Origin of the sequence: Herminiimonas contaminans (assembly GCF_015645465.1) — a bacterium.
GTDB classification, from domain to species: Bacteria; Pseudomonadota; Gammaproteobacteria; order Burkholderiales; family Burkholderiaceae_D; genus Oxalicibacterium; species Oxalicibacterium contaminans.
In genome coordinates this window covers 426932-446884 of sequence record NZ_JADOEL010000003.1, presented here as the reverse complement: position 1 = coordinate 446884, position 19953 = coordinate 426932, and the positions used below count along the sequence as shown (strand labels likewise).

General features: G+C 54.7%; 17 protein-coding genes and 1 pseudogene. 7 read left to right on the top strand and 11 right to left on the bottom strand.

Annotation, left to right across the window (positions count from 1 at the left end; all coding sequences use genetic code 11):
• Nucleotides 1-388 (bottom strand): IS66-like element accessory protein TnpA (gene tnpA, locus IXC47_RS06705; protein WP_195875072.1); only part of this gene is annotated, 388 nt, incomplete at its 3' end.
• Nucleotides 389-829: 441 nt separating this feature from the next.
• Between tnpA and IXC47_RS06700 the strand changes: the two genes are divergently transcribed.
• The gene (locus IXC47_RS06700) at nt 830-2002 is read left to right on the top strand and encodes a hypothetical protein (protein WP_195875071.1); all 1173 of its coding nucleotides are present in this window, start codon (nt 830-832) and stop codon (nt 2000-2002) included.
• Nucleotides 2003-2028: 26 nt separating this feature from the next.
• Here IXC47_RS06700 and IXC47_RS06695 read toward each other — a convergent pair whose 3' ends face one another.
• The 3 genes and pseudogenes from IXC47_RS06695 to IXC47_RS06685 all read right to left on the bottom strand — a co-directional run bounded on the left by IXC47_RS06695 (nt 2029) and on the right by IXC47_RS06685 (nt 5590).
• Nucleotides 2029-3108 carry a hypothetical protein gene (locus IXC47_RS06695; protein ID WP_175626819.1) on the bottom strand — a complete coding sequence of 360 codons (1080 nt, stop codon included), beginning with the start codon at nt 3106-3108 and terminating at the stop codon, nt 2029-2031.
• 29 nt (nt 3109-3137) lie between these two features.
• Nucleotides 3138-4004 (bottom strand): mechanosensitive ion channel family protein, encoded by an 867-nt coding sequence (locus IXC47_RS06690; RefSeq protein WP_195875070.1) that lies wholly within the window; start codon nt 4002-4004, stop codon nt 3138-3140.
• An 83-nt stretch (nt 4005-4087) separates the two neighbouring features.
• Nucleotides 4088-5590 (bottom strand): annotated as a pseudogene (locus IXC47_RS06685) (arylsulfatase).
• A gap of 410 nt (nt 5591-6000) precedes the next feature.
• On the opposite strand from IXC47_RS06685, the gene IXC47_RS06680 reads away from it, so the two are divergent.
• Complete coding sequence (locus tag IXC47_RS06680) at nt 6001-7686, top strand: mechanosensitive ion channel family protein (protein ID WP_230089423.1); 1686 nt, start codon at nt 6001-6003, stop codon at nt 7684-7686.
• Nucleotides 7687-7689: 3 nt separating this feature from the next.
• Here the strand turns inward: IXC47_RS06680 and IXC47_RS06675 are convergent, their stop codons facing one another.
• Both IXC47_RS06675 and IXC47_RS06670 read right to left on the bottom strand, forming a co-directional pair.
• Nucleotides 7690-8331 (bottom strand): 2OG-Fe(II) oxygenase, encoded by a 642-nt coding sequence (locus tag IXC47_RS06675; protein WP_195875068.1) that lies wholly within the window; start codon nt 8329-8331, stop codon nt 7690-7692.
• Between the two features lie 80 nt (nt 8332-8411).
• Nucleotides 8412-9062, bottom strand: coding sequence for a helix-turn-helix transcriptional regulator (locus IXC47_RS06670; protein ID WP_195875067.1), 651 nt, complete (start codon nt 9060-9062; stop codon nt 8412-8414).
• Between the two features lie 68 nt (nt 9063-9130).
• Between IXC47_RS06670 and IXC47_RS06665 the strand changes: the two genes are divergently transcribed.
• On the top strand, nt 9131-10555 hold the full coding sequence (locus IXC47_RS06665; protein WP_195875066.1) for an MFS transporter: 1425 nt from the start codon (nt 9131-9133) through the stop codon (nt 10553-10555).
• 67 nt (nt 10556-10622) lie between these two features.
• Here the strand turns inward: IXC47_RS06665 and IXC47_RS06660 are convergent, their stop codons facing one another.
• Entirely contained in the window at nt 10623-11768 is a 1146-nt protein-coding gene (locus IXC47_RS06660; protein ID WP_195875065.1) for an alpha-hydroxy acid oxidase, read from the bottom strand.
• Between the two features lie 392 nt (nt 11769-12160).
• On the opposite strand from IXC47_RS06660, the gene IXC47_RS06655 reads away from it, so the two are divergent.
• Both IXC47_RS06655 and IXC47_RS06650 read left to right on the top strand, forming a co-directional pair.
• Nucleotides 12161-13345, top strand: coding sequence for an HPP family protein (locus IXC47_RS06655; RefSeq protein ID WP_175626811.1), 1185 nt, complete (start codon nt 12161-12163; stop codon nt 13343-13345).
• A gap of 42 nt (nt 13346-13387) precedes the next feature.
• Nucleotides 13388-13855, top strand: coding sequence for a PAS domain-containing protein (locus IXC47_RS06650; RefSeq protein ID WP_195875064.1), 468 nt, complete (start codon nt 13388-13390; stop codon nt 13853-13855).
• An 86-nt stretch (nt 13856-13941) separates the two neighbouring features.
• Here the strand turns inward: IXC47_RS06650 and IXC47_RS06645 are convergent, their stop codons facing one another.
• From IXC47_RS06645 to IXC47_RS06635, 3 genes are all read right to left on the bottom strand, one after another.
• Nucleotides 13942-15696 carry a chloride channel protein gene (locus IXC47_RS06645; RefSeq protein ID WP_195875086.1) on the bottom strand — a complete coding sequence of 585 codons (1755 nt, stop codon included), beginning with the start codon at nt 15694-15696 and terminating at the stop codon, nt 13942-13944.
• Between the two features lie 2 nt (nt 15697-15698).
• Entirely contained in the window at nt 15699-16133 is a 435-nt protein-coding gene (locus IXC47_RS06640; RefSeq protein WP_195875063.1) for a MarR family winged helix-turn-helix transcriptional regulator, read from the bottom strand.
• Nucleotides 16134-16301: 168 nt separating this feature from the next.
• Nucleotides 16302-16877 (bottom strand): restriction endonuclease, encoded by a 576-nt coding sequence (locus tag IXC47_RS06635; protein WP_175626807.1) that lies wholly within the window; start codon nt 16875-16877, stop codon nt 16302-16304.
• A gap of 150 nt (nt 16878-17027) precedes the next feature.
• Here IXC47_RS06635 and IXC47_RS06630 point away from each other — a divergent pair, with 150 nt between their 5' ends.
• Complete coding sequence (locus IXC47_RS06630; RefSeq protein ID WP_195875062.1) at nt 17028-17825, top strand: AadA family aminoglycoside 3''-O-nucleotidyltransferase; 798 nt, start codon at nt 17028-17030, stop codon at nt 17823-17825.
• A gap of 83 nt (nt 17826-17908) precedes the next feature.
• A complete protein-coding gene (locus IXC47_RS06625) occupies nt 17909-18964 on the top strand; it encodes an adenosine deaminase (RefSeq protein WP_195875061.1) in 1056 nt (351 codons plus the stop codon).
• Nucleotides 18965-19012: 48 nt separating this feature from the next.
• Here the strand turns inward: IXC47_RS06625 and IXC47_RS06620 are convergent, their stop codons facing one another.
• On the bottom strand, nt 19013-19933 hold the full coding sequence (locus IXC47_RS06620) for a LysR family transcriptional regulator (RefSeq protein ID WP_195875060.1): 921 nt from the start codon (nt 19931-19933) through the stop codon (nt 19013-19015).
• Nucleotides 19934-19953: the final 20 nt, after the last annotated feature.

The window sequence follows — 19953 nt, the reverse complement described above, 5'->3', positions numbered from 1 at the left end:
GGATCATGCATTGCAGCGCCCGCAGATCGGGCGTCCCATGCACTACAATTTTGGCATGACCAAGGTGCAGTTCAATTTGCCCACGCTGGGGGTCGCAATCATTGGTTGGTGACCGTGTCGTATGATGAGCATGTGGCGTCGTTGGCTGCGCACTGATGTGAACAGGCAATAGCGCAGCCGTTTCGGTGACACTTCCAAAATCACCGCGTCGATACTGCCAGCGCCAGTTGTGTAATTGATTGGCATTGAGCCCATGGGCCATGGCAACACGTGCAATTGACGCGCCTGCGGCCATTGATTCCCGCACAACGTTTCGCTTGAACTCAACAGAGTAGCGGCGTCGATTAGTGTCAGATACAGGTACGAGAGAAATTGAGGATTCGCTCATCAAACTACGTGTCCATTTGAATGAATTAATGGACACGTAGTTTGATGAGATTTATCTGAGATCGCTAGACGGTATCGGGCGGACGCTTACGATGTGTATGCAGCCAACTTAGATAGTTCAATATCTTGGTGATCGCTGGACTGATTACCGGCCAGCCATAAAAATGGCCCGGTTATTCAACGGGCCATTTTTCACCGCAGTCAGATAGCTGCCATCAGACAAATCCAATCCGCACCTAATCCCCGAAGTTCAACTTGATCGCATGCAGAGTCCTTGCGATGCACCAAAGGGCAATTGACAGTAACAGCGTTGCTTGAAAAGCTGTGTCATATCGTCGCCGCAAGCGTTTTTAGTCATCCTGAATCCAGGGTATGTTGCGGCTCCCTTCCCGCAATCATGACATGCAGGTGCCACAATTTTGCGTTCAGAAATGGGGTCTATATGATCAATCCGCATGCACCGGCCGAATCATTTTCCATCGTGCGTAATGACGCATTGTTCCGGCTGCAAAGGGCTATCGGCTTAATCCCGGAAGAAGGCAATGGCATACTACGACGTGCAATTATCTATAGCTTGCTTTGCTGGATTCCGCTTGTGATCTGGGCTTTCTTCACGGGGCGCCTGATGCCCGACGACGATCCCGAATCCCTCGCCGGACACTACGGGATCCATGTCCGCTGCCTGATCGCGATTCCCCTATTGATCATCGCCGAGGCCGGTGCACAAGCCATCCTTCCCGTGTGTCTCGCACAATTTTTGCGCACGGGCCTCATCGACGAAAAACTGGAACCTGCATTTCGCGCGATCATCGCCGATGGCATACGCCTGCGGGATCGCATTTTTCCCTGGGTAGTGATCGCCGGCTTAATCCTTACATGGACCGTATCGTTCGCACTCATTCCGAATAAGGAAGAGGTATCGTGGGCCGGTTTGGAGGTGAACGGATATGGCTTCGGAACCTGGTGGTTTCTGCTGGTGATACGCCCCATTTTCAATGTCTTATTGTTAGCCTGGATATGGCGCCTGATTCTGACCAGCATCGTCCTCTTTCGTATCGCAATGCTGCCCTTGAATCTGGTGCCTGCCCATCCTGATGGCGTAGGTGGCCTGGGTTTCATTCAACGCATACCCATCATCTTCAGCCCGATGGCATTTGCCGTATCTGCTGTCATCGCCTCATCCTGGGCGCACAACGTGATCTACCACGGTCTGCCCGTTCCTTCCCTCTATATCCAGATGGGCATGCTGGTAGCTATTTTGGCGTTCCTGATACTGATGCCCTTGCTATCGTTCTCCCCTTTGCTGGCGAAAACCAAGAAGCGTGCGGCGCGTGAATATGGCGCCTTGCTGGCAGGACATGGACGCCTGGTGCATGAACGCTGGATACAAGGGAAAGAAATAGAAGACGCGCCGATACTTGATGCACCTGAACTCGGCCCTTCGGCAGATATTCAAACCTTGTACCAGGCAGCGAGTGCGATGCGCCCGGTTGTCATCAACAAAGTCACGCTATTAATGGTGGTCGTACCAACAGCGATACCAATGCTGCTGGTCGTCGCAACCCAATGGCCACTCCGCAGCACGCTCGGCAAACTTTTAATGGCTCTCCTATAGCACTGCTGCACCTCAGCACGCCATCCTCAATTGGCCGGCACGGTAATCACAGGCGCCAAAGGCGGTGTGCCGGTCTCCGCGAGGGAAAAGAACAACAGGAAAAATGAAAACTTGGATTTGCTACTGAGATCCCTGTCATCTATCCAATACCAGGTATCGCGATACTTCACTGTGGAGTATGCCTGCGTCGGCCGCTCTGCCCCTGCATAAATGGTTAAGAACGGCGGCTCGGAACCGGCCGCCAGCGTCGACAGACGCGCCGCCCTTCCTTCCGCCAGGTGCTGTTCCGGCACACGGATACCAGCCCCCGCCTCTATCATAATTTCAAGCATGGAACGCGTAAGCAAAGCGATTTCAGACGACCGTGTCTGATGTGCGCCAAAGGTCAGGATAATCTCGCCCTTCTTTTTCAGCTCCAGATTCAAGGTCTTTGCAACGAACTCGATATCCTTCAATAACTCGGGGCCTACTTCCTGACGAAAGAAGACGATAGCCGCCTCTTCCGGCCCGCGCTTTTCCACCCGCATTCCCATTGCTTCCGATCTTTGTATCCTTTGCATGGCTGCAATCAAAGGGAAAAAAGCCGGATCTGCATTACGTGCACGGGCGTTGGTGGAGGATTGGTTATAGACGCCATTAATCGCACGCACCGTCAGTTTCATGACGATCTCAGCCGGGTAACCGGCCTGGATCAGGGCAAAGACAGCAACTGGTTGAATAGGCTGCAGCAGATTCTTGGCGAACTTATCGCCGGTGACCGGAGAATACGTAATCGTGGGGCGATCGGTATACTTCCCCATTGCGCCTAGCGCCATATTATCCCCGGAGGTATGCGGGAAGATGCCGAATGCCGCACTCGCCTGCGACTCCATCGAATAAGAGCTGATCAGGGATGACACATCCAAAAACACCGGGGCATCGGAATAGCGTAAGCGCACCATATTAAGCAGCGTCTGTTCCTTCCAGGAATCCGCGATGGTCGAAATATATTCCACCCGATCACGTTGCACACTGGTCGGTCCCAGCCCGGCGCATCCACCAAGCAACAAGGCTGCGGCCAGGCCTCCTAGCGCAGTTTTTGCAACATGATCCCAGGCAGGTTTCATTGGATTACCCCATGACATGACAGTAGCCCTTACTCGGCGACTTGATCGGATGACTTTTGCATTGATACATCAAGTTGATTTGGATTCGGCAACGCTATGCCAGCACCTTCCAGCGCATTGATGATGGCGACCCTAACGTCGGAAGCGACTAATCGCAGCCTGGTTCTCCTGGAGTCTGTCCAGAATCTGGTTTCTATATAAAAATGCTCGGTAGTCAGATCCCGCAGCCTGATCGAAGCAGCAGGATTCTTGGCCACACCGGGCACATCCAGCACCGTTTTCAAGATAACGGACATGGCAAGTTCGACGTCCTGGTTGTACTCCAGATAGACAAACACCGATGTGCGACGTAAATCAGATGCAGTGTTATTCGTCACCCGTGACATAAAGACTTCACCATTGGGAACCAGTACCAGTCGCCCGTCATAGGTGCGGATGTGCGTCGCGCGTATTTGTATGCGCTCCACTGTGCCTTCCGTTTCGCCGACCACAATCTGATCGCCAATTTCGAAAGTCTGGGCGATGAGTATGAATAAACCACTCACCAGATTGGACAGCACGTCCTTTAATGCAAAGCCCAGGGCTACACCGCCCAGCCCCAAACCTGTCACCAGGGAACGGGCGTCAACACCCATCACATCCAGCGCGACAAAGATGCCGATTAACCAGACTGTGTAGTAAGAGACCAAACGGATCAGGCTGGCCTTCATCGGATTCTTGATGAACCTGGAACCATATCGCGCTACCCGACGCACGACTACCGCCACTAACCCAAAAGCAACAAGCACGGCGATGGCTGCCAATAACAATGGCAAGCCAGCGCCCAGGCGTTCAAACAAATGCACGATAGCGACCTGAATATTTTCCACAATTGATGCGCTCGATAAATCATCCATTGGAAATCCCTGCGCTAGCCCATGAACCAGGAAAACAGCAGAGTGCAATCATCTGCACCCTGCACTACCTTGCATACAAAGTTTTAGCTACCGCTGGATGCATCGGTCATTTTTGCGATCACCTGGTCCAGGCTGAAACTGGCGGCTTTTTGGCGCGGCGGGAATTCCTTGAAAGTGGCAAGGAATTCGGCAACGATGGCCTGCGCCGGAACCAGCAGGAAGATATGCCGGAACATCCAGTCGTAGAAAGTATTCGACGTAATTTGTGCGCGCTCGTAAGGGTCCATACGCAAATTGAAAATGTATGGTGTGCGCAGTACGACGAATGGTTCCTGCCAGATTTTCAGTGTGCCGGGGACACGCTGTTCCAGGAATAGCATTTTCCAGTTGTCATAGCGCAAGGCGGCGACATCGCCGTCATCCGTGAAGTAGATAAATCCCTTGCGCGGACTCTTTGCTTCCTTGCCCGTCAGATAGGGCAACAGGTTGTAACCATCGAGATGGACCTTAAAGGTTTTTTCTCCAATCTTGTAGCCCTTTTTTAACTTGTCGGTGATGTCGGCCTCACCGGCGATTGCCAGTATGGTGGGGAACCAGTCCTGATGGCTAACGATCTCGTTCGACTCTGATCCGGCGGGAATTTTGTTTGGATAACGCACCATGCATGGCACGCGATAGGCGCCTTCCCAGCTCGAATTTTTTTCGTTACGGTAAGGAGTCGTACCGGCATCCGGCCAGGTGTTCATATGCGGACCATTATCGGTGCTGTACTGCACGAAGGTGTCGTCTGCAATGCCGAGCTCATCCAGCAGATCAAGCAATTCACCTATGCATTTATCGTGGTCGATCATGGCATCGTGATACTCCGATTGCCAGCGACCGGATTGGCCCAGGCTTTCAGGTTTGATATGGGTCCATGCATGCATGTGCGAAGTATTGAACCAGACGAAGAAAGGTTCGCCGGCATCATGCGCTGCTTTAATGAATTTCTTGGCACCGGCCAGGAATTCATCGTCTATGGTTTCCATACGTTTTTTGGTGAGCGCTCCGGTATTTTCAATTTTCTGGCCGCCCTTGCCATCGGCTCAGCAATGCAACACGCCACGCGGGCCGTACTTCTTTTTAAAGTTAGGAAAATCCTTTTCATTCGGATAATCGATTTCCTCAGGTTCTTCTTCTGCATTCAGGTGATACAGATTCCCAAAGAATTCATCAAAGCCATGTACCGTAGGCAAATGCTCGTCACGATCACCCAGGTGATTTTTACCGAACTGGCCAGTGCGATAGCCCAGTGGCTTGAGTGCTTCGGCGACGGTAATGTCCTCTGCCTTCAATCCCAGATCCGCGCCCGGCAAACCTACTTTTGTCAAACCGGTACGCAAGCCGCATTGCCCGGTCAAAAATGATGCACGGCCTGCAGTACAGCTTTGTTCCGCATAAAAATCCGTGAAGATCATGCCTTCCTTGGCTATGCGGTCTATGTTCGGAGTACGGTAACCCATCACGCCCCGGGTGTAGCAACTGAGATTCGACTGACCAATATCGTCACCCCACATAACGAGGATGTTCGGTTTCTTGCTTGCCATGATCTTTCCTTTCAGTTGAAAGAATGCGCAACGCATCCATAAGATTTAATTGGACATCAGTGTTTGCTCACAAAAATATGCGTCTGTAACGAACACACTTCGGCCGTTCGTCTTGCCGACACCGATTACAGTGTTCGCCCGAAGAATTTGATGTTTGATCGAAAGAAAATGAGCGTCAATTGTCCTTTGGCAGCCATGTCCTGCCCTTTGGTGCATGCGAAATTGTCTCGATGGGCAAACTGCATAGAGTTAGGTGCACACGTGTTGACGCGTCCGCATTTTCACCTTTAGGATCAATATCGCAGTTGCATACTCCGCAGCCTGTCATGCAGGTTTGGTGATTACTCTTCTCGGGCAGAAACCTTATGATCGAGTTTCGCGACACAATGACAGCCTGCATGTATCGACTAATGATTCCTGGTCTTTTTACGATACTGTTCGTCCTTGCCGCACCTGCACTTTGCGCGCAAACCGATACCTCTTTACCCAAGGCAGTACAGTCCGACTCTTCGTCTCAAACGAAGACACAGCAAAGCGACGATGCCACTTCGACAGAAGCAGCTGTCACAGTCTTGAATCGCAAAGTCGCCACCTTTCGCTCGTCTCTGCGCGGGGTGTCACCGGCAAGCCGTGCGGAACGCAGTCGGAAAACACTGAATGAAATTCTGAATAGCGTTGAAACAGGAACAGTCACTGTCAATCACGAGCCGCAAGGAAATGTGTTGCTGGTCGACGGCAAACTGGCTTTCATCCTGTTGCCGAACGATGTTGATGCTGTACGCAGCGAGACGCTGGATTCCATCACAATACAAACCGTCTCCGCCCTGGAACAAGTGATTGCGGAAGCTAAAGAGGCACAGGATCGCAAGCGACTGTTGCGCAACTTTGGCCATTGGGTATTGGCGACATTGATATTCTGCTTTGCGGTTTGGCTGGTGTTTCGCATACGCAAATGGCTATCGCGACATCTCGCGCGTATGTTTCAATCGGGTGCGGCCAACATACAACTCGGCGGCGCCCGACTATTGGCCGAGGAACGCGTCAGCATGCTGGCGCAAGGCGCAGGCAGCATCATCGCCTGGCTGATCATCTTGTTGATGTCTTATGAGTGGTTAAGCTTTTCCTTACGCCTGTTTCCCTACACGCGTCCGTGGGGCGAACAATTAAATCAGTATCTGATTGGCGTAGCCTTGCAAATAGGCAGCAGCATCATCCATGCCTTACCCAATTTATTAATCGCGCTCATCATTTTTGCGTTGGCGCGCACCACCATACGCATGCTTGCTCCGTTCTTTGACAGACTGGAAGCGGGAACAGCACATTTGGGCAGCATAGACAGAGACACAGCAAAGCCGACCCGCTGGATTTTTAGTGTCGGTGTATGGTTGTTTGCGATCGTGATGGCTTACCCATACTTACCCGGCTCACAAAGTGATGCCTTCCGCGGCATGTCGGTATTGGTCGGCCTGATGGTGAGTGTTGGTGGCGCCAGCCTGCTGGGGCAGGCTGCCAGCGGTTTGGTGTTGATGTACTCACGCACCTTGCGCATCGGTGAGTATGTACGCATCAACGATCACGAAGGCACCGTTACCGAACTGCGCACCTTCACGACCAGGATACGTACCGGGCTGGGAGAGGAACTGACTTTGCCCAATGCCCTGGTATTAAGCACCGTCACTAAAAATTACTCCCGCACCGTTGTAGGAAAAGGATACATCGTCGATACCGTAGTAACGATAGGCTACGACACGCCATGGCGACAAGTAGAAGCAATGCTGATGGAGGCCGCAGCAAAAACCAGCGGCATCATCGCAGAGCCTCCACCCAGGGTATTCCAGACAGCGTTGTCGGATTTCTATCCCGAATACAAACTGGTGTGCCAGGCAGTCCCCAGCGAACCCCGGCCGCGTGCGGAAGTACTGGCCCAGCTACATGCCAATATCCAGGATGTATTTAACGAGTACGGCGTGCAAATCATGTCGCCGCATTACCTCGGAGATCCTGACGACGCAAAAATAGTACCGAAATCGATGTGGTTCGCTGCGCCGGCAAAAAGCGACATCGCTGTACGCGCAGACAGAACGCCTGATGAATGAGCATCAGCCGCGTCGCCTGAACCACCCTGCCAACGACAAACGATCCCGCGTCGCCGGCAACACTTCATGCGGCATCCTAGCCGACAGGAACAGCGCGAGCCGACCAGCCAGCGGCAATACTTCTACCGCAGCTTTGCCTTCCGGATGCATGCGCAATGCGCCGCCGTGTTCGGGTAGCCATGCGTCATTGAGGTAAATCACTGCTGAGATGGTGCGCTTGTCGTCGTCGCGAAAGCGATCGAGGTGGGTCTGGTAGGAGGTGCCGGGTGGATAGAAGGCGAAGTGGCTTTCGTAGTCTTCCAGTCCGAGGAAGAAGCTGCGGTTCAGAGCGACGCGCAACTGATCCATTAATTGCAGGTAGTGATCGCAGGCAGCAGACTGTCCTCGCCGTAACCAGAGGATGTGGTCGCCACGGATATCCGGTCGTATCGTTTGTTCTCCGCCACGACCTATGCCCGCTTTTTTCAACGCACCGGCTGCGATTAAGGCGCGACACTCGTCGGCTAGTGCCGCGCTCAGGTCCGCAGATAAAAATCCATCCTGCTGCGACCAACCATGATCGAACAGGTCGTTCCCTATGCGCTGCTCGAGCTCCTCGCTCAAGTGTGTATGGGGCTCGTCCTGCGCGCTGGAAGCGGTGTGCATGATGTGTCGACCCAGGAGGCCGGATGGATTTTATTTGGAAGCAGCAGTTTATTCTGTCGCGCCGCAATCGGAAAGCAGATTTACTTCGCGACTATCCGATAAACGCAACGTCCGGCATCTGCCAACAGGTGTTGCTCACGCGTGACGGTAGCCTCATTCCCTACGATTTCCTGGAATACACGTAATTCCGAGCGACAAAATCCCTGGCAGGTACGCGCCGCCGCACAGATCGGGCAATGATCTTCTATCAACAACCAATCCTTGCCGTCCTGCTCTACCCGCGCCATATAGCCTTCCGCACTACGAACCTCGGCCAGGCTATGCAAGCGTTCGGCCAGGCCTTTGCCGCTGCAGGCGCGCTGATAGACGATGCGCGTTTCTTCTTCACGCTGGCTGATCAGGCGCTCCAGGCCTTCCTCGCCAAATAAGTGACGTACGGTGTCCAGTAATTGCACTGTGAGTTGTGCATGAGTATCAGGGAATCGGGCGTAACCAGCTTCGGTCAGCATCCAGCGTTGGCGCGGGCGGCCAACGCCTGTCGCCGCTTCCTGACGTCCGGCGATCAGGCCGGCGATCAACAGTTTTTGCACCTGTTGACGCGCGGCTTCTGGCGTCATCTCCAGTTCAAGCGCTAAATCCGCGGTCGAGATCGGGCCCTTGGTTTTGATGAACAAAAGGATACGTTCATGCGTGGCATCCTTATTTTCAAAGTAATTACTTGCATAATTCATGCGACCAGCCTAATATCCAAGACAATGTTTGGATATTAGGCTGTCACAGCCATCGTGTCGAGGAATTAATGAGTAACAATCACATCCCCACTGCCAGTTGGGGCGCTTTATTGCGCGGACAAAATGGTTTGCGCGCACTGGCTTTAACTGGCGGCGTCGCACTGCATGCGATTAACGTGCACATCGTCACCACCGTGCTGCCGTCCGTTGTGCATGAAATCGGCGGACTCGACTGGTATGCATGGAATACCACCCTCTTCATGGTTGCCTCCATCATCGGCGCCTCCTTTTCGGTACGCGTACTGGCTGCACTCGGCCCGCGCTGGTCGTATCTGTCAGCGTTGATCACGTTCGCGCTCGGCTCTGCCATCTGCGCGATGGCCAGTTCCATGCCCATGATGCTGACCGGGCGCAGTGTGCAAGGCCTGGGTGGCGGCTTGCTGGCGGCACTCAGCTATGCGCTGATACGCGTCGTGTTTGCCGCACCTTTGTGGCCGCGTGCGATTGCGCTGGTGTCCGGCATGTGGGGTATCTCCACCCTGTGCGGACCGGCGGTCGGCGGTTTGTTTGCGCAAGCGGGGCATTGGCGTTGGGCGTTCTGGACCTTGCTGCCGATTGCGCTCGCACAGTCAGCATTGGTCGCGGTGCAATTGCGCCCGGAGAATCTGGCGACAGTACCGCGCAGTACGTCGACACCACCGGTACCGTTGCAGCAGATATTTTTACTCACCCTCTCCGTATTGGCGATCGCTGCAGGTAGCTTGTCGCCAGTATTGTTGTGGCAAGCCGTCGGCGTAGGCGTCGGTTTGTTGCTCGGTGTAGCGACCATATTCTGCGAACGCCGTGCCAGCATCCATATGTTGCCGACGCGCGGTACGGTATTGAGCACGCCACTCGGTGCGATCTATGCAAGCATCGCCTTGCTGTTGATCGGCATCATGACTGAGATCTTTGTACCTTACTTCCTGCAGACCTTGCATGGTCATGAGCCGCTTGTTGCCGGTTACCTGACGGCGGCGATGGCGGCGGGCTGGAGCGTCGGTTCGCTGCTATTTTCCGGGCGCGGCAATGTCGGCGCGGCTCGGCTTCTGCGTGCTGGCCCGGCGCTGTGCACCATTAGTTTGCTGGCACTGGGCATCTTGCTGCCGTTCAAACTCGGATTGTCGCCACACTGGCATATGGCACTGTGTGCGCTTGCGCTGACCGGCGTGGGTGCGGGTGTCGGTATAGGCTGGCCGCATCTGGTGACACGCGTGTTAACAGTTGCACCGCAAGGCGAGGAATCCACTGCTTCCGCTGCGATCACGACGGTACAGTTGTACGGTATGGCGATAGGTGCAGCGATTGCCGGCCTGGTGGTGAATGCGGCTGGCATCAGTTCACCGGGTGGTGTGGCGGGTGCGCAATCTGCCGTGATCTGGCTGTTCTTCAGCTTTGCACTGGCACCGGCGATGGCGATGTTGCTGGCACGTCGTATCAGCCCACGCGCTTAATCTACTCAAACAAAAAGCGGTGCATCTGTTAAAAGATGCACCGCTTTTTAATTTGCCTATCCGACTATCAGTAAGTACCGGGTATCAGGATTTGCTTGTCGACTTTCTTGACGTCGGTCAGGCCGCAGAATGCCATCGTCAGGTCGAGTTCGTTTTCGATGATCTTCAGGCATTTGGTCACACCCTCTTCACCCATCGCCCCCAATCCATACAGGAAGGAACGACCGATGTAAGTACCTTTTGCGCCCAGTGCCAGCGCCTTGATAACGTCCTGTCCCGAGCGTATGCCGCCATCCATATGCACCTCGATCTGGTCACCCACTGCTTCGACGATGGACGGCAAGGCAGCGATGCTGGACAGCGCGCCGTCGAGCTGGCGGCCACCGTGGTTGGAGACGATGATGGCATCCGCCCCGCTCTCTACTGCCAGGCGTGCATCTTCCGCATCCATGATGCCTTTGATGATGAGCTTGCCGCCCCAGCAGCGCTTGATCCATTCGACGTCTTTCCATGACAAGGCAAGGTCGAATTGCTGCGATGTCCACGACGACAGTGAAGACATATCCGATACATCGCTCGCATGACCGACGATGTTGCCGAAATTGCGACGGGGCGTGCCCAGCATGCCCATGCACCAGCGCGGCTTGGTCATCATGTTGAGAATGTTGGCTATCGTCAATTTAGGCGGTGCTGACAAACCATTCTTCAAATCCTTGTGACGTTGGCCCAGAATCTGCAAATCCAGTGTCAGTACCAGCGCCGAGCATTTCGCCACTTTGGCACGCTCGATCAGGCGCTCGATGAAAGGACGGTCTTTCATCACGTAGAGCTGGAACCAGAATGGCTTGCTGGTATGCGCCGCAATGTCTTCGATCGAGCAAATACTCATGGTCGACAGTGTGAACGGGATGCCGAACTTCTCCGCTGCACGCGCCGCCAGGATCTCGCCATCGGCGTGCTGCATGCCAGTCAGGCCGGTCGGCGCAATCGCCACCGGCATGTGCACGTCCTGCCCCACCATTTGGGTTTTGAGGGTACGGTTTTCCATATTCACCGCGACGCGCTGACGGAATTTCATTTGCGCGAAGTCGCTGGTATTGGCGCGGTAGGTGGATTCGGTCCAGGAACCGGAGTCGGCATAATCGTAAAACATGCGGGGAACACGCTTCTGCGCCAGTACGCGCAAGTCTTCGATATTGGTAATGACCGACATGTGGATCTCCTTGTGGGCGCTCAAGGTAGTTGAAGCGCTATTTATATTGGTGTGTGCAAAGACTGGGTTCTTGATTTTTCTGCCAGCTATTTTATTTCTTCCCCGCAGGTATTGAGATGAATGTTTTTAACCAATAAGCTGCATTTCGGCTCATGCCTGCCGCCACACCCCCTCTATATACAGGGTGAATATAAACAATAATTTCAATATATATTGCATTTCATATGCAACATATTTAAACTTTCACCTTTATGGGGCACGCCCATTCTTGCCTCCCGCCTTGCTGCTACGCAAGGTATACCGGGCACATGTGCCGACACAAGTTTATAAAACAGCACTACAGTCGCAGGCTGTGATGTAATGCAGTAAAAAGAAATTTAGCTAGGAGCAGTATGGTTCAATCGGCATGGAAGTCGTTCACTCGCATCTTCCCTACACCCGGTACCGTCGATCGATATGAAAAAATGCGCGCCTGTGCCGGCGCCCTGTTTGGTCTCGTCCTCACCGGTTTATGCAGCTATTTCATCCTCGGCAAAGATATCCACGCAGCCTGGCTGATCGCCCCTATGGGTGCGTCGTCGGTCTTGCTGTTCGCGGTACCCGCCAGCCCGCTGGCACAACCGTGGTCCATTATGGGCGGCAACATCCTGGCCGCCATCATCGGCGTGACCTGCGCCAAGATGATAGACGAACCCATCCTGGCTGCAGGCGTCGCTGCGGCGCTGGCTATCGGCGCCATGTTCGCGGCACGCTGCATCCATCCGCCTAGTGGCGCAGTCGCCCTCACCGCAGTGCTCGGTGGCCCGGCCGTGCATGCGATGGGCTATAACTTCGTATTGATTCCGGTCGCACTCAACTCCGCCTTGCTGCTGATCACCGCTCTGTTCTATAACAACGCTACCGGTCGCCGTTATCCGCATCGCCCCTTGCCGCCTGACAATGCCAACAAGCACAACACCAAGGACGTCGCCCCGACCGAACGCATAGGCATCGCACCGGCCGATCTGGATGCCGTCCTGACGCGCTACAACCAGGTGCTCGATATCAGCCGTGACGACCTCGAAGCCATCATGCTGCAAACCGAGATGCAAGCCTATCGTCGTCGCCTCGGTGAAACCGTTTGCTCGGCAGTGATGTCCAAGGACGTAGTGACCGCAGAATTCGGCACCACGCTGGCCGAAGCCTGGACCATCCTGCAGGAACATGACCTGACCGCATTGCCAGTGATAGATCGTGGTCGCCACGTCATCGGTATCGTGACCAAGGCCGACTTCCTCAAACACGCAGTCATCGAACCGCATGAAGGTCTGGCCGATCGCCTGAAACACCTGATAACACCGTCCATGCTGAGTCATACCGAGAAACATGAAGTGGTCGGACAAATCATGACCAAGGAAGTCATGACCGCAGATGAAAACCAATCCATCCTGGATCTGGTGCCACTGATGTCAGATTCCGAATTGCACCAGGTACCGGTGATCGATGAACGTGGTCGTCTGGTCGGCATGATTTCACAAACCGATATGATCGCTGCACTGTACGAACACAGCCTGACCAGCGAATACATCAAACCCTGATTCCGTATAGCCTATAGCCGCAGCCGCCAACGAGGAGAAGCAATGCAAACTACCAATGAAGCTGTCAATCTGGCCTTATCCAAAGCCATCGTAGACCAGGCCCCCGACGCCATCATCTTTGCCGATCAACAAGGTTTGATTCAGATCTGGAACAGCGGTGCAGAACGCATCTTCGGCCACCAGGCAGAAGACGTCATCGGTGGTCCACTCGACATCATCATTCCGGAACAACTGCTGCAAGGCCATAACAATGGCTTTAACCATGCCATGTCGTCCGGCCAGATGAAATATGCAGACAAAGTACTGACCACCCGCTCCATGCACAAGGACGGCACTCGTATTTACGTCGATATGAGTTTTGGTTTCGTAAAGGATGACGACGGCAAAATCCTGGGTGCACTGGCAGTCGCACGCGACATCACCGAGCGTCAGGCGAATGACCGTGCGCAACGCCTGCGCATTGCCGAGCTGGAAAAGGCGTTGCAGGAAAAGGATGCCAGCAAGGGTTAACACAAACCGCATCGCTCAATAATAAACGGCAAGCAGCTTTACACTGCTTGCCGTTTTTCTTTGCCGGCGAATTTTTCCTACGAATGTCAGGATGAACGGAACAGACGCTCGCGTACGTGTTCTTCATGGAATACCGTATGCGCAGGTTTGAGCAAATCGCTGCGACTGATAATGCCGAGCAAGCATCGCGACTCCTTATCCACCACCACCGGCAGACGCTCCACATGCTGGATCGCCATGCGCCGCCCCACTACCTGGCAAGTCTCGGTCGGCAAAGCCAGTGACAAATGTTTGGCATCCAGTATGCTCACCAATTGCTGATCACCACCATGCAAAGCAATGTGATGCAATAAATTATCGCGCTCCAGCATGCCCAGCAAAGTACCGTGCGTATCGACGACCGGGAAGCTGCGATGCTTCTGCTCACTGCCAAAGTACTGCTGTGCAGCTTCGTGCAAAGTCAGATGCGCGTCTATGCTCATAGGCTCCTTCGTCATCACTTCACTGACAAAAGCCCGCTCCTGCGGGTCGACGCTGTACTCGCGATAAATATGCAAACCGCGACGCGCGATTTTCTCCGTCATGATGGAGCGCTTCATCAGCAACACCGTGAAGCCATACGACACGCCGGTAGCCAGCAACAAAGGCAGCAAGGCATTGAAATCCCCGGTCAGCCCCAGCGCAAAGATGGCAGCTGTCAACGGCGCCCCCAACACGCCAGCCAGCACCGCCGCCATACATACCAAAGGCCACAAAGTCGGATCGCTGCCTGGGAATAGATGCGCAATCACTGCGCCCAATCCGGCGCCCAGCATCAGCAATGGAGCCAGTACGCCACCGGACGTACCGGAACCCAGCGCCACCACCCAGATCACCGCCTTGACCAGCAACAATGACAAGGCCACAGACAGCGCGATGTGATTATTCAGCAGGTCTGAAATCACGTCATAGCCGACACCCAGCGCACGCGGCTGGAAGTAACCGCCGATGCCAACTACCAATCCACCGATCGCAGGCCACCACATCCAGTGCACCGGCAGCTTGCCGAACCAGTCTTCGACGCGATACAAGGCCAGCGACATACTGGCCGACAGCATGCCGCTCAACAAACCAGCGACGATACAAATCCCGAATGCCGCCATGCCGACCGGTGCCGTATGCAATGGGAACAAAGGTCCCGAATCCAGCAACAAGGGACGACAGAAAGCCGCCACCGCACAAGCCAGTATCACCGGCAACAAACTACGCGGCCGCCATTCAAACAGCAACAACTCCACTGCCAGCAACACTGCCGCTACCGGCGTGCCAAATACGGCCGTCATCCCAGCTGTGGCACCAGCAACCAGTAAAGTCTTGCGCTCGGCGGCACTAATGGAAAAGTTTTGCGCAATCAGCGAACCGATCGCACCACCCGTCATGATGATAGGACCTTCCGCGCCGAACGGGCCACCACTGCCGATCACGATGCCGGAAGTCAAAGGCTTAAGCACTGCCACCTTGGGCGACATCTGGCTCTTGCGAAACAGGATCGCTTCTATCGCTTCCGGGATGCCGTGACCGCGCACCTTGTCCGAGCCATAGCGCGCGATCAGCCCTGCGATCAGGCCACCGATGACCGGCAAGGCAATCACCCACGCTCCCAGCGTATGGTTAGCCGGAGACCGGTCTGCAAATGACAAGGTCTGGAAGAAAAAAAGATTAGTGAAGAAATGTATCGCATTGAGCAACACATAGGCAGCGACGGTACTGATCACACCGATCACTACGGCGATCGCACACAACAAGAGTATGCGTTTATCCAGCGAAAAATCGCGCTGATGGCTACTGTTAGTCTTGTGCATGCTCATGCCCCGCCTTCGCTATCGTTGAATGCTGAAATGCGCGCCACCTTGAATACATTCGACAGCGAGCGCAGTTCATTCCTGTGCAGCTCGGCCAGATGGCGCAGATTCTTTTCTCCGAGTGCGGTCAGGCGCACACAGACCTGGCGCTTATCGTGTACACCGGGATTACGCGTCACCAGCCCGGCTTTTTCGCAACGCGACACCAGCGCCACTGCGCCATGATGTTGCATCTGTAAACGTTCGGCCAACTGCCCTACCGTCGCCCAATCCTGCCCGGGGAAACCCTTGATGTGCAGCAACACCAGATAGTGCAAAGGCGTCAGCCCGGCGCTCTGGGCAGCGTCTTCACTGAACCGGAGGAAGCGACGTAATTGATAACGGAATTCGGACAAGGCCTCGAAGTCGGCTTGTTCCAGTGGTGCGGAGCTGCTCATAAGAAGATATGTGCCAGGCGGCATCTGGCATCAAAAGACAGAAGTCGCAAATAATATCACAATATGATGTATTTACTTGGACTGGCCAAAAATGCAAAAACCCGGCACATGGCCGGGTTTCTTAGCAGACAAAGCATGGGGAATGCCTCGCCGATCAAGCGCGCAAGCTTACTTTACGGGCTCAGTCTTCATCTTGCGCAGTAACTTGGCCAGGCCTTCGCCATGTACCAGGCGCATCTTGTTTTCGACTGCGAATTGCATCGCGTTCTGCGTGAAGCCGCCGGAAGTAATATAAAAGGCATCATGTGCAGCCTTGTCTTCCCGCGCCTTTTGCAAATCACGCAAGACTTCAATACCTGTGCTGGCTGCTTTCCAACGCTTGCAGCTGACCAGTGCCGTACGCCCTTCACTGGTGATGGAGAAATCTGCATCCGGCAAATTGATGCGCGTGACTTCAAAACCGTCACGCTTCAAGGCGTTTTCAATCTCCACCGAAAAATCGCGCCACGACATGGCACGGACAGCTTGCAGGATCTCGGCAGCACGCGTCGCGCTGGGCTTACCCCATTGCCGACGCAAGGCGATCACGCTGATCACTATGAATGGGAAGCCGGTGAAGATGCCGTAGATGACGTAAGGACGGGGTACGACGGCTGCTGCGATAAGAGCAATAAATAAGGCGATCCCTGCACTAATCCACCACGGCGAGCGCAGCAGCATGGCAAAGATCGAGTTTTGATTCATCTTGAATTTCACTAGTCACCTCTAAGCTAAAACCTGTTTTTTGAAACTATTCTTTGGCACGCATCATAACGCAGTTCGCTACTTCGCCACAAAATTGAATGAACACTCCATCATGCAAGCATGCGCGTTTTTAATTTAAGATTAGCCGCTATGAATAATTCACCTCCGCAAGAAATCGCCGCCCAGCTAGCCCAGGTACGCACCATGCTGGAACGCCATCTCGGCGCCAATTTGCAGGCGATACATTTGTTTGGTTCCGCTGTCGATGGCGGGCTGAAACCACGCAGCGATATTGATTTGCTGGTTAGCGTCGGCCTTCCATTGAGCGAAGATGCGCGCCGCCTGCTGATGCTGGATCTGTTGCATGTCTCAGCCTGGCCTGGCAGTGATCCGTCATTGCGCGCACTCGAAATGACGCTGCTGGCACGCGACCAGGTGGTACCGTGGCGCTATCCGCCGCGTCGCGAGTTGCAATTTGGTGAATGGCTGCGCACAGACCTGCAAGCTGGCATCTTCGAACCCGCGATACCCGACCCTGACCTGGCAATCCTGCTGACCAAGGCACGACGCCACAGCATCTGCCTGCACGGCATCCCCGCAGACGAATACTTCGATCCGGTACCCGAGACGGATTTTGCGCAGGCGCTGGCCGACACCGTTGCGCAATGGAATGAGGAAGAAGACTGGTTAGGCGACGAACAAACCGTCGTACTCGCGCTCTGCCGCATCTGGTACAGCCTGGTTGCGGGCGGCATCGTTCCCAAGGATGTCGCGTTGGCCTGGGTGTTGCAACGCGTACCGGATGAGCACAAAGACCTCTTGCAAACTGCGCAGGCAGCCTACCTCGGCACGGCTGCAGACGAACTCCCCGGACGCATGCCAGAAGTAAGCGCATTCATACACTATGCGAAGGCGGAAATAGCAAACATACGCAAACCGCAATCATGATATAGCTGCAGCATTAGCCGAATGCCATCTGACATCAGGTAAGATCAGGCATCAGATCACTCATCTCGGAAGCTTACGTCGCCATGAACACACCAGCCAACGTTCCTCTCACCGATGCCATGCGCTCCTTCATCGAAGGCTTGCCCAAGACCGAATTGCATTTGCATATAGAAGGCACACTGGAACCTGAATTGCTGTTTGCGCTGGCCCAGCGTAACAAGATCGCGCTGCCCTACGATAGCGTCGAAAGCCTGCGCGCAGCTTATGCTTTCACCGACCTGCAATCATTCCTCGACCTCTACTATGCTGGTGCCAATGTCTTGCGCACCGAACAGGATTTCTACGACATGACCGCCGCCTATATTGCGCAGGCGCGTGCCGATCAGGTCAGGCATGCAGAGATTTTCTTCGATCCGCAAACACATACCGAACGCGGTATCGCCATAGAAGTTGTATTTGCCGGGATTGCATGCGCGCTACGCCAGGCGCGCGATGATCACGGTTTTACCAGCGTGATGATTATGTCTTTCCTGCGTCATCTGTCGGAGGAGGATGCCTTCGTCACCCTGGAGCAGGCGCTGCCGCTGCGCAAGGATTACGCCGATTTATGGACCGGCATCGGTCTTGATTCGTCGGAGCGCGGCAATCCACCTGAAAAATTCCAGCGCGTCTTTGCGCGTTGCCGCGAGCTCGGTTTCCGCGTCGTTGCCCATGCCGGAGAAGAAGGCCCTGCTGCCTATGTCAGCGATGCGCTCGACCTACTGCAGGTAGAACGTGTCGATCACGGCGTGTGCAGCGAAGAAGATCCTGCACTGATAGAACGCCTGATCGCACTGCGCATGCCGCTGACCGTATGCCCGCTCTCGAATCTGAAACTATGCGTGGTGGATGATATGGCGCAGCACAATCTGGCACGGCTGCTGCGTGCTGGTGTCGCCGTCACCGTGAATTCGGATGACCCGGCCTATTTCGGTGGCTATATGAATGCCAATTATCTGGCAGTAGCGTCAGCGCTGGCACTGAGCCGTGAAGAAATCGTACAGTTGGCGCGCAATGGCATCGCGGCCAGTTTCATCAGCGTCACTGGAAAGAAAAAACTGGAGATGGAGCTGGAGCAATACGCTGCTGCACACGCCTAGTTACATCACGTCACCACGTATGCCTGCAAGCCATCGGATGTCTACCCGTCAGCCTGGATCAGCAGGTGGCGCGCAGTGCGCAATGAAGCGCTCAAGGTTGGCCGAGAAACGTTTCCGGCGGTGATGGATCAGGTAGAAACGGCGCGTGAGCCGCGGCAGTGTCGTATCCAGGATGACCAGCCGTCCCAGGGTGACCAGATCCTGCACCGCACACGCTGACAGGCAAGCCAGACCCATGCCTTCCGCCGCTGCTTGCTTGATGGCTTCGGTACTGCCGGGCTGCATTTCACTGTCGAAGTGATTCAGATGGGGTAATAACGCATGCTCGACCGCCTCGCGCGTGCCCGAGCCGGATTCGCGCAACAACCAGCGCGCCTTGCTCAAGGCCTTGATATTCACACGCCGGTTAGTAGCATTCTGTCGCAAAGGATGATCAGGAGCACAAACAATCACCAGCTCATCTTCCAGCCACGGATAAACCTTCAGGTCTGCTTCATGGCACGGCCCTTCGATCAAAGCTATATCGACTTCCAGTCGCGTGACCGCAAGTGCCGCTTCACGCGTATTCCCTATCTGTACATCTATGCCTGCCTGCGGCCAGGTTCGTTGGTAACTGGCCACCAGTCCGGGCAACAGGTAATTCCCTATCGTCGTACTCGCACCCACACGCAAGCGGGTCGTGAGTATGTCAGAGCCTGCGGACGAGGAACCGACGCCGAATTGTTCTTCTATCTCCTGCGCCGACTCCAGCACGGCACGCGCTTGCGGCAACAAGGCGCGACCACTGTCATTGAGCAAGAGACGCTTGCCTATGCGATCGAATAATTGCGCACCGAGCAGGCTTTCGAGTTCATTCAATGCACCGCTGGTCGCCGACTGCGAGAGCGCCACGCGCAGGCCGGCGGCCGTAGTGCTGCCGGTGTCAGCCACCGCAGTAAATATCTGGAGTTGTCGTAACGTGAGTCGCATAGCTTGCATCCATCTACCTG

Bases quoted from the DNA above. Each gene is read 5' to 3' on its own strand.
- IXC47_RS06675 (WP_195875068.1), bottom strand. From the start codon at position 8,331: ATGCACACCGCTTCCAGCGCGCAGGACGAGCCCCATACACACTTGAGC.
- IXC47_RS06690 (WP_195875070.1), bottom strand. From the start codon at position 4,004: ATGGATGATTTATCGAGCGCATCAATTGTGGAAAATATTCAGGTCGCT.
- IXC47_RS06665 (WP_195875066.1), top strand. From the start codon at position 9,131: ATGAGTAACAATCACATCCCCACTGCCAGTTGGGGCGCTTTATTGCGC.
- IXC47_RS06620 (WP_195875060.1), bottom strand. From the start codon at position 19,933: ATGCGACTCACGTTACGACAACTCCAGATATTTACTGCGGTGGCTGAC.
- IXC47_RS06695 (WP_175626819.1), bottom strand. From the start codon at position 3,108: ATGAAACCTGCCTGGGATCATGTTGCAAAAACTGCGCTAGGAGGCCTG.
- IXC47_RS06635 (WP_175626807.1), bottom strand. From the start codon at position 16,877: ATGAATCAAAACTCGATCTTTGCCATGCTGCTGCGCTCGCCGTGGTGG.
- IXC47_RS06700 (WP_195875071.1), top strand. From the start codon at position 830: ATGATCAATCCGCATGCACCGGCCGAATCATTTTCCATCGTGCGTAAT.
- IXC47_RS06630 (WP_195875062.1), top strand. From the start codon at position 17,028: ATGAATAATTCACCTCCGCAAGAAATCGCCGCCCAGCTAGCCCAGGTA.
- IXC47_RS06680 (WP_230089423.1), top strand. From the start codon at position 6,001: ATGATTCCTGGTCTTTTTACGATACTGTTCGTCCTTGCCGCACCTGCA.
- IXC47_RS06650 (WP_195875064.1), top strand. From the start codon at position 13,388: ATGCAAACTACCAATGAAGCTGTCAATCTGGCCTTATCCAAAGCCATC.
- IXC47_RS06655 (WP_175626811.1), top strand. From the start codon at position 12,161: ATGGTTCAATCGGCATGGAAGTCGTTCACTCGCATCTTCCCTACACCC.
- IXC47_RS06670 (WP_195875067.1), bottom strand. From the start codon at position 9,062: ATGAATTATGCAAGTAATTACTTTGAAAATAAGGATGCCACGCATGAA.
- IXC47_RS06645 (WP_195875086.1), bottom strand. From the start codon at position 15,696: ATGCACAAGACTAACAGTAGCCATCAGCGCGATTTTTCGCTGGATAAA.
- IXC47_RS06640 (WP_195875063.1), bottom strand. From the start codon at position 16,133: ATGAGCAGCTCCGCACCACTGGAACAAGCCGACTTCGAGGCCTTGTCC.
- IXC47_RS06660 (WP_195875065.1), bottom strand. From the start codon at position 11,768: ATGTCGGTCATTACCAATATCGAAGACTTGCGCGTACTGGCGCAGAAG.
- IXC47_RS06625 (WP_195875061.1), top strand. From the start codon at position 17,909: ATGAACACACCAGCCAACGTTCCTCTCACCGATGCCATGCGCTCCTTC.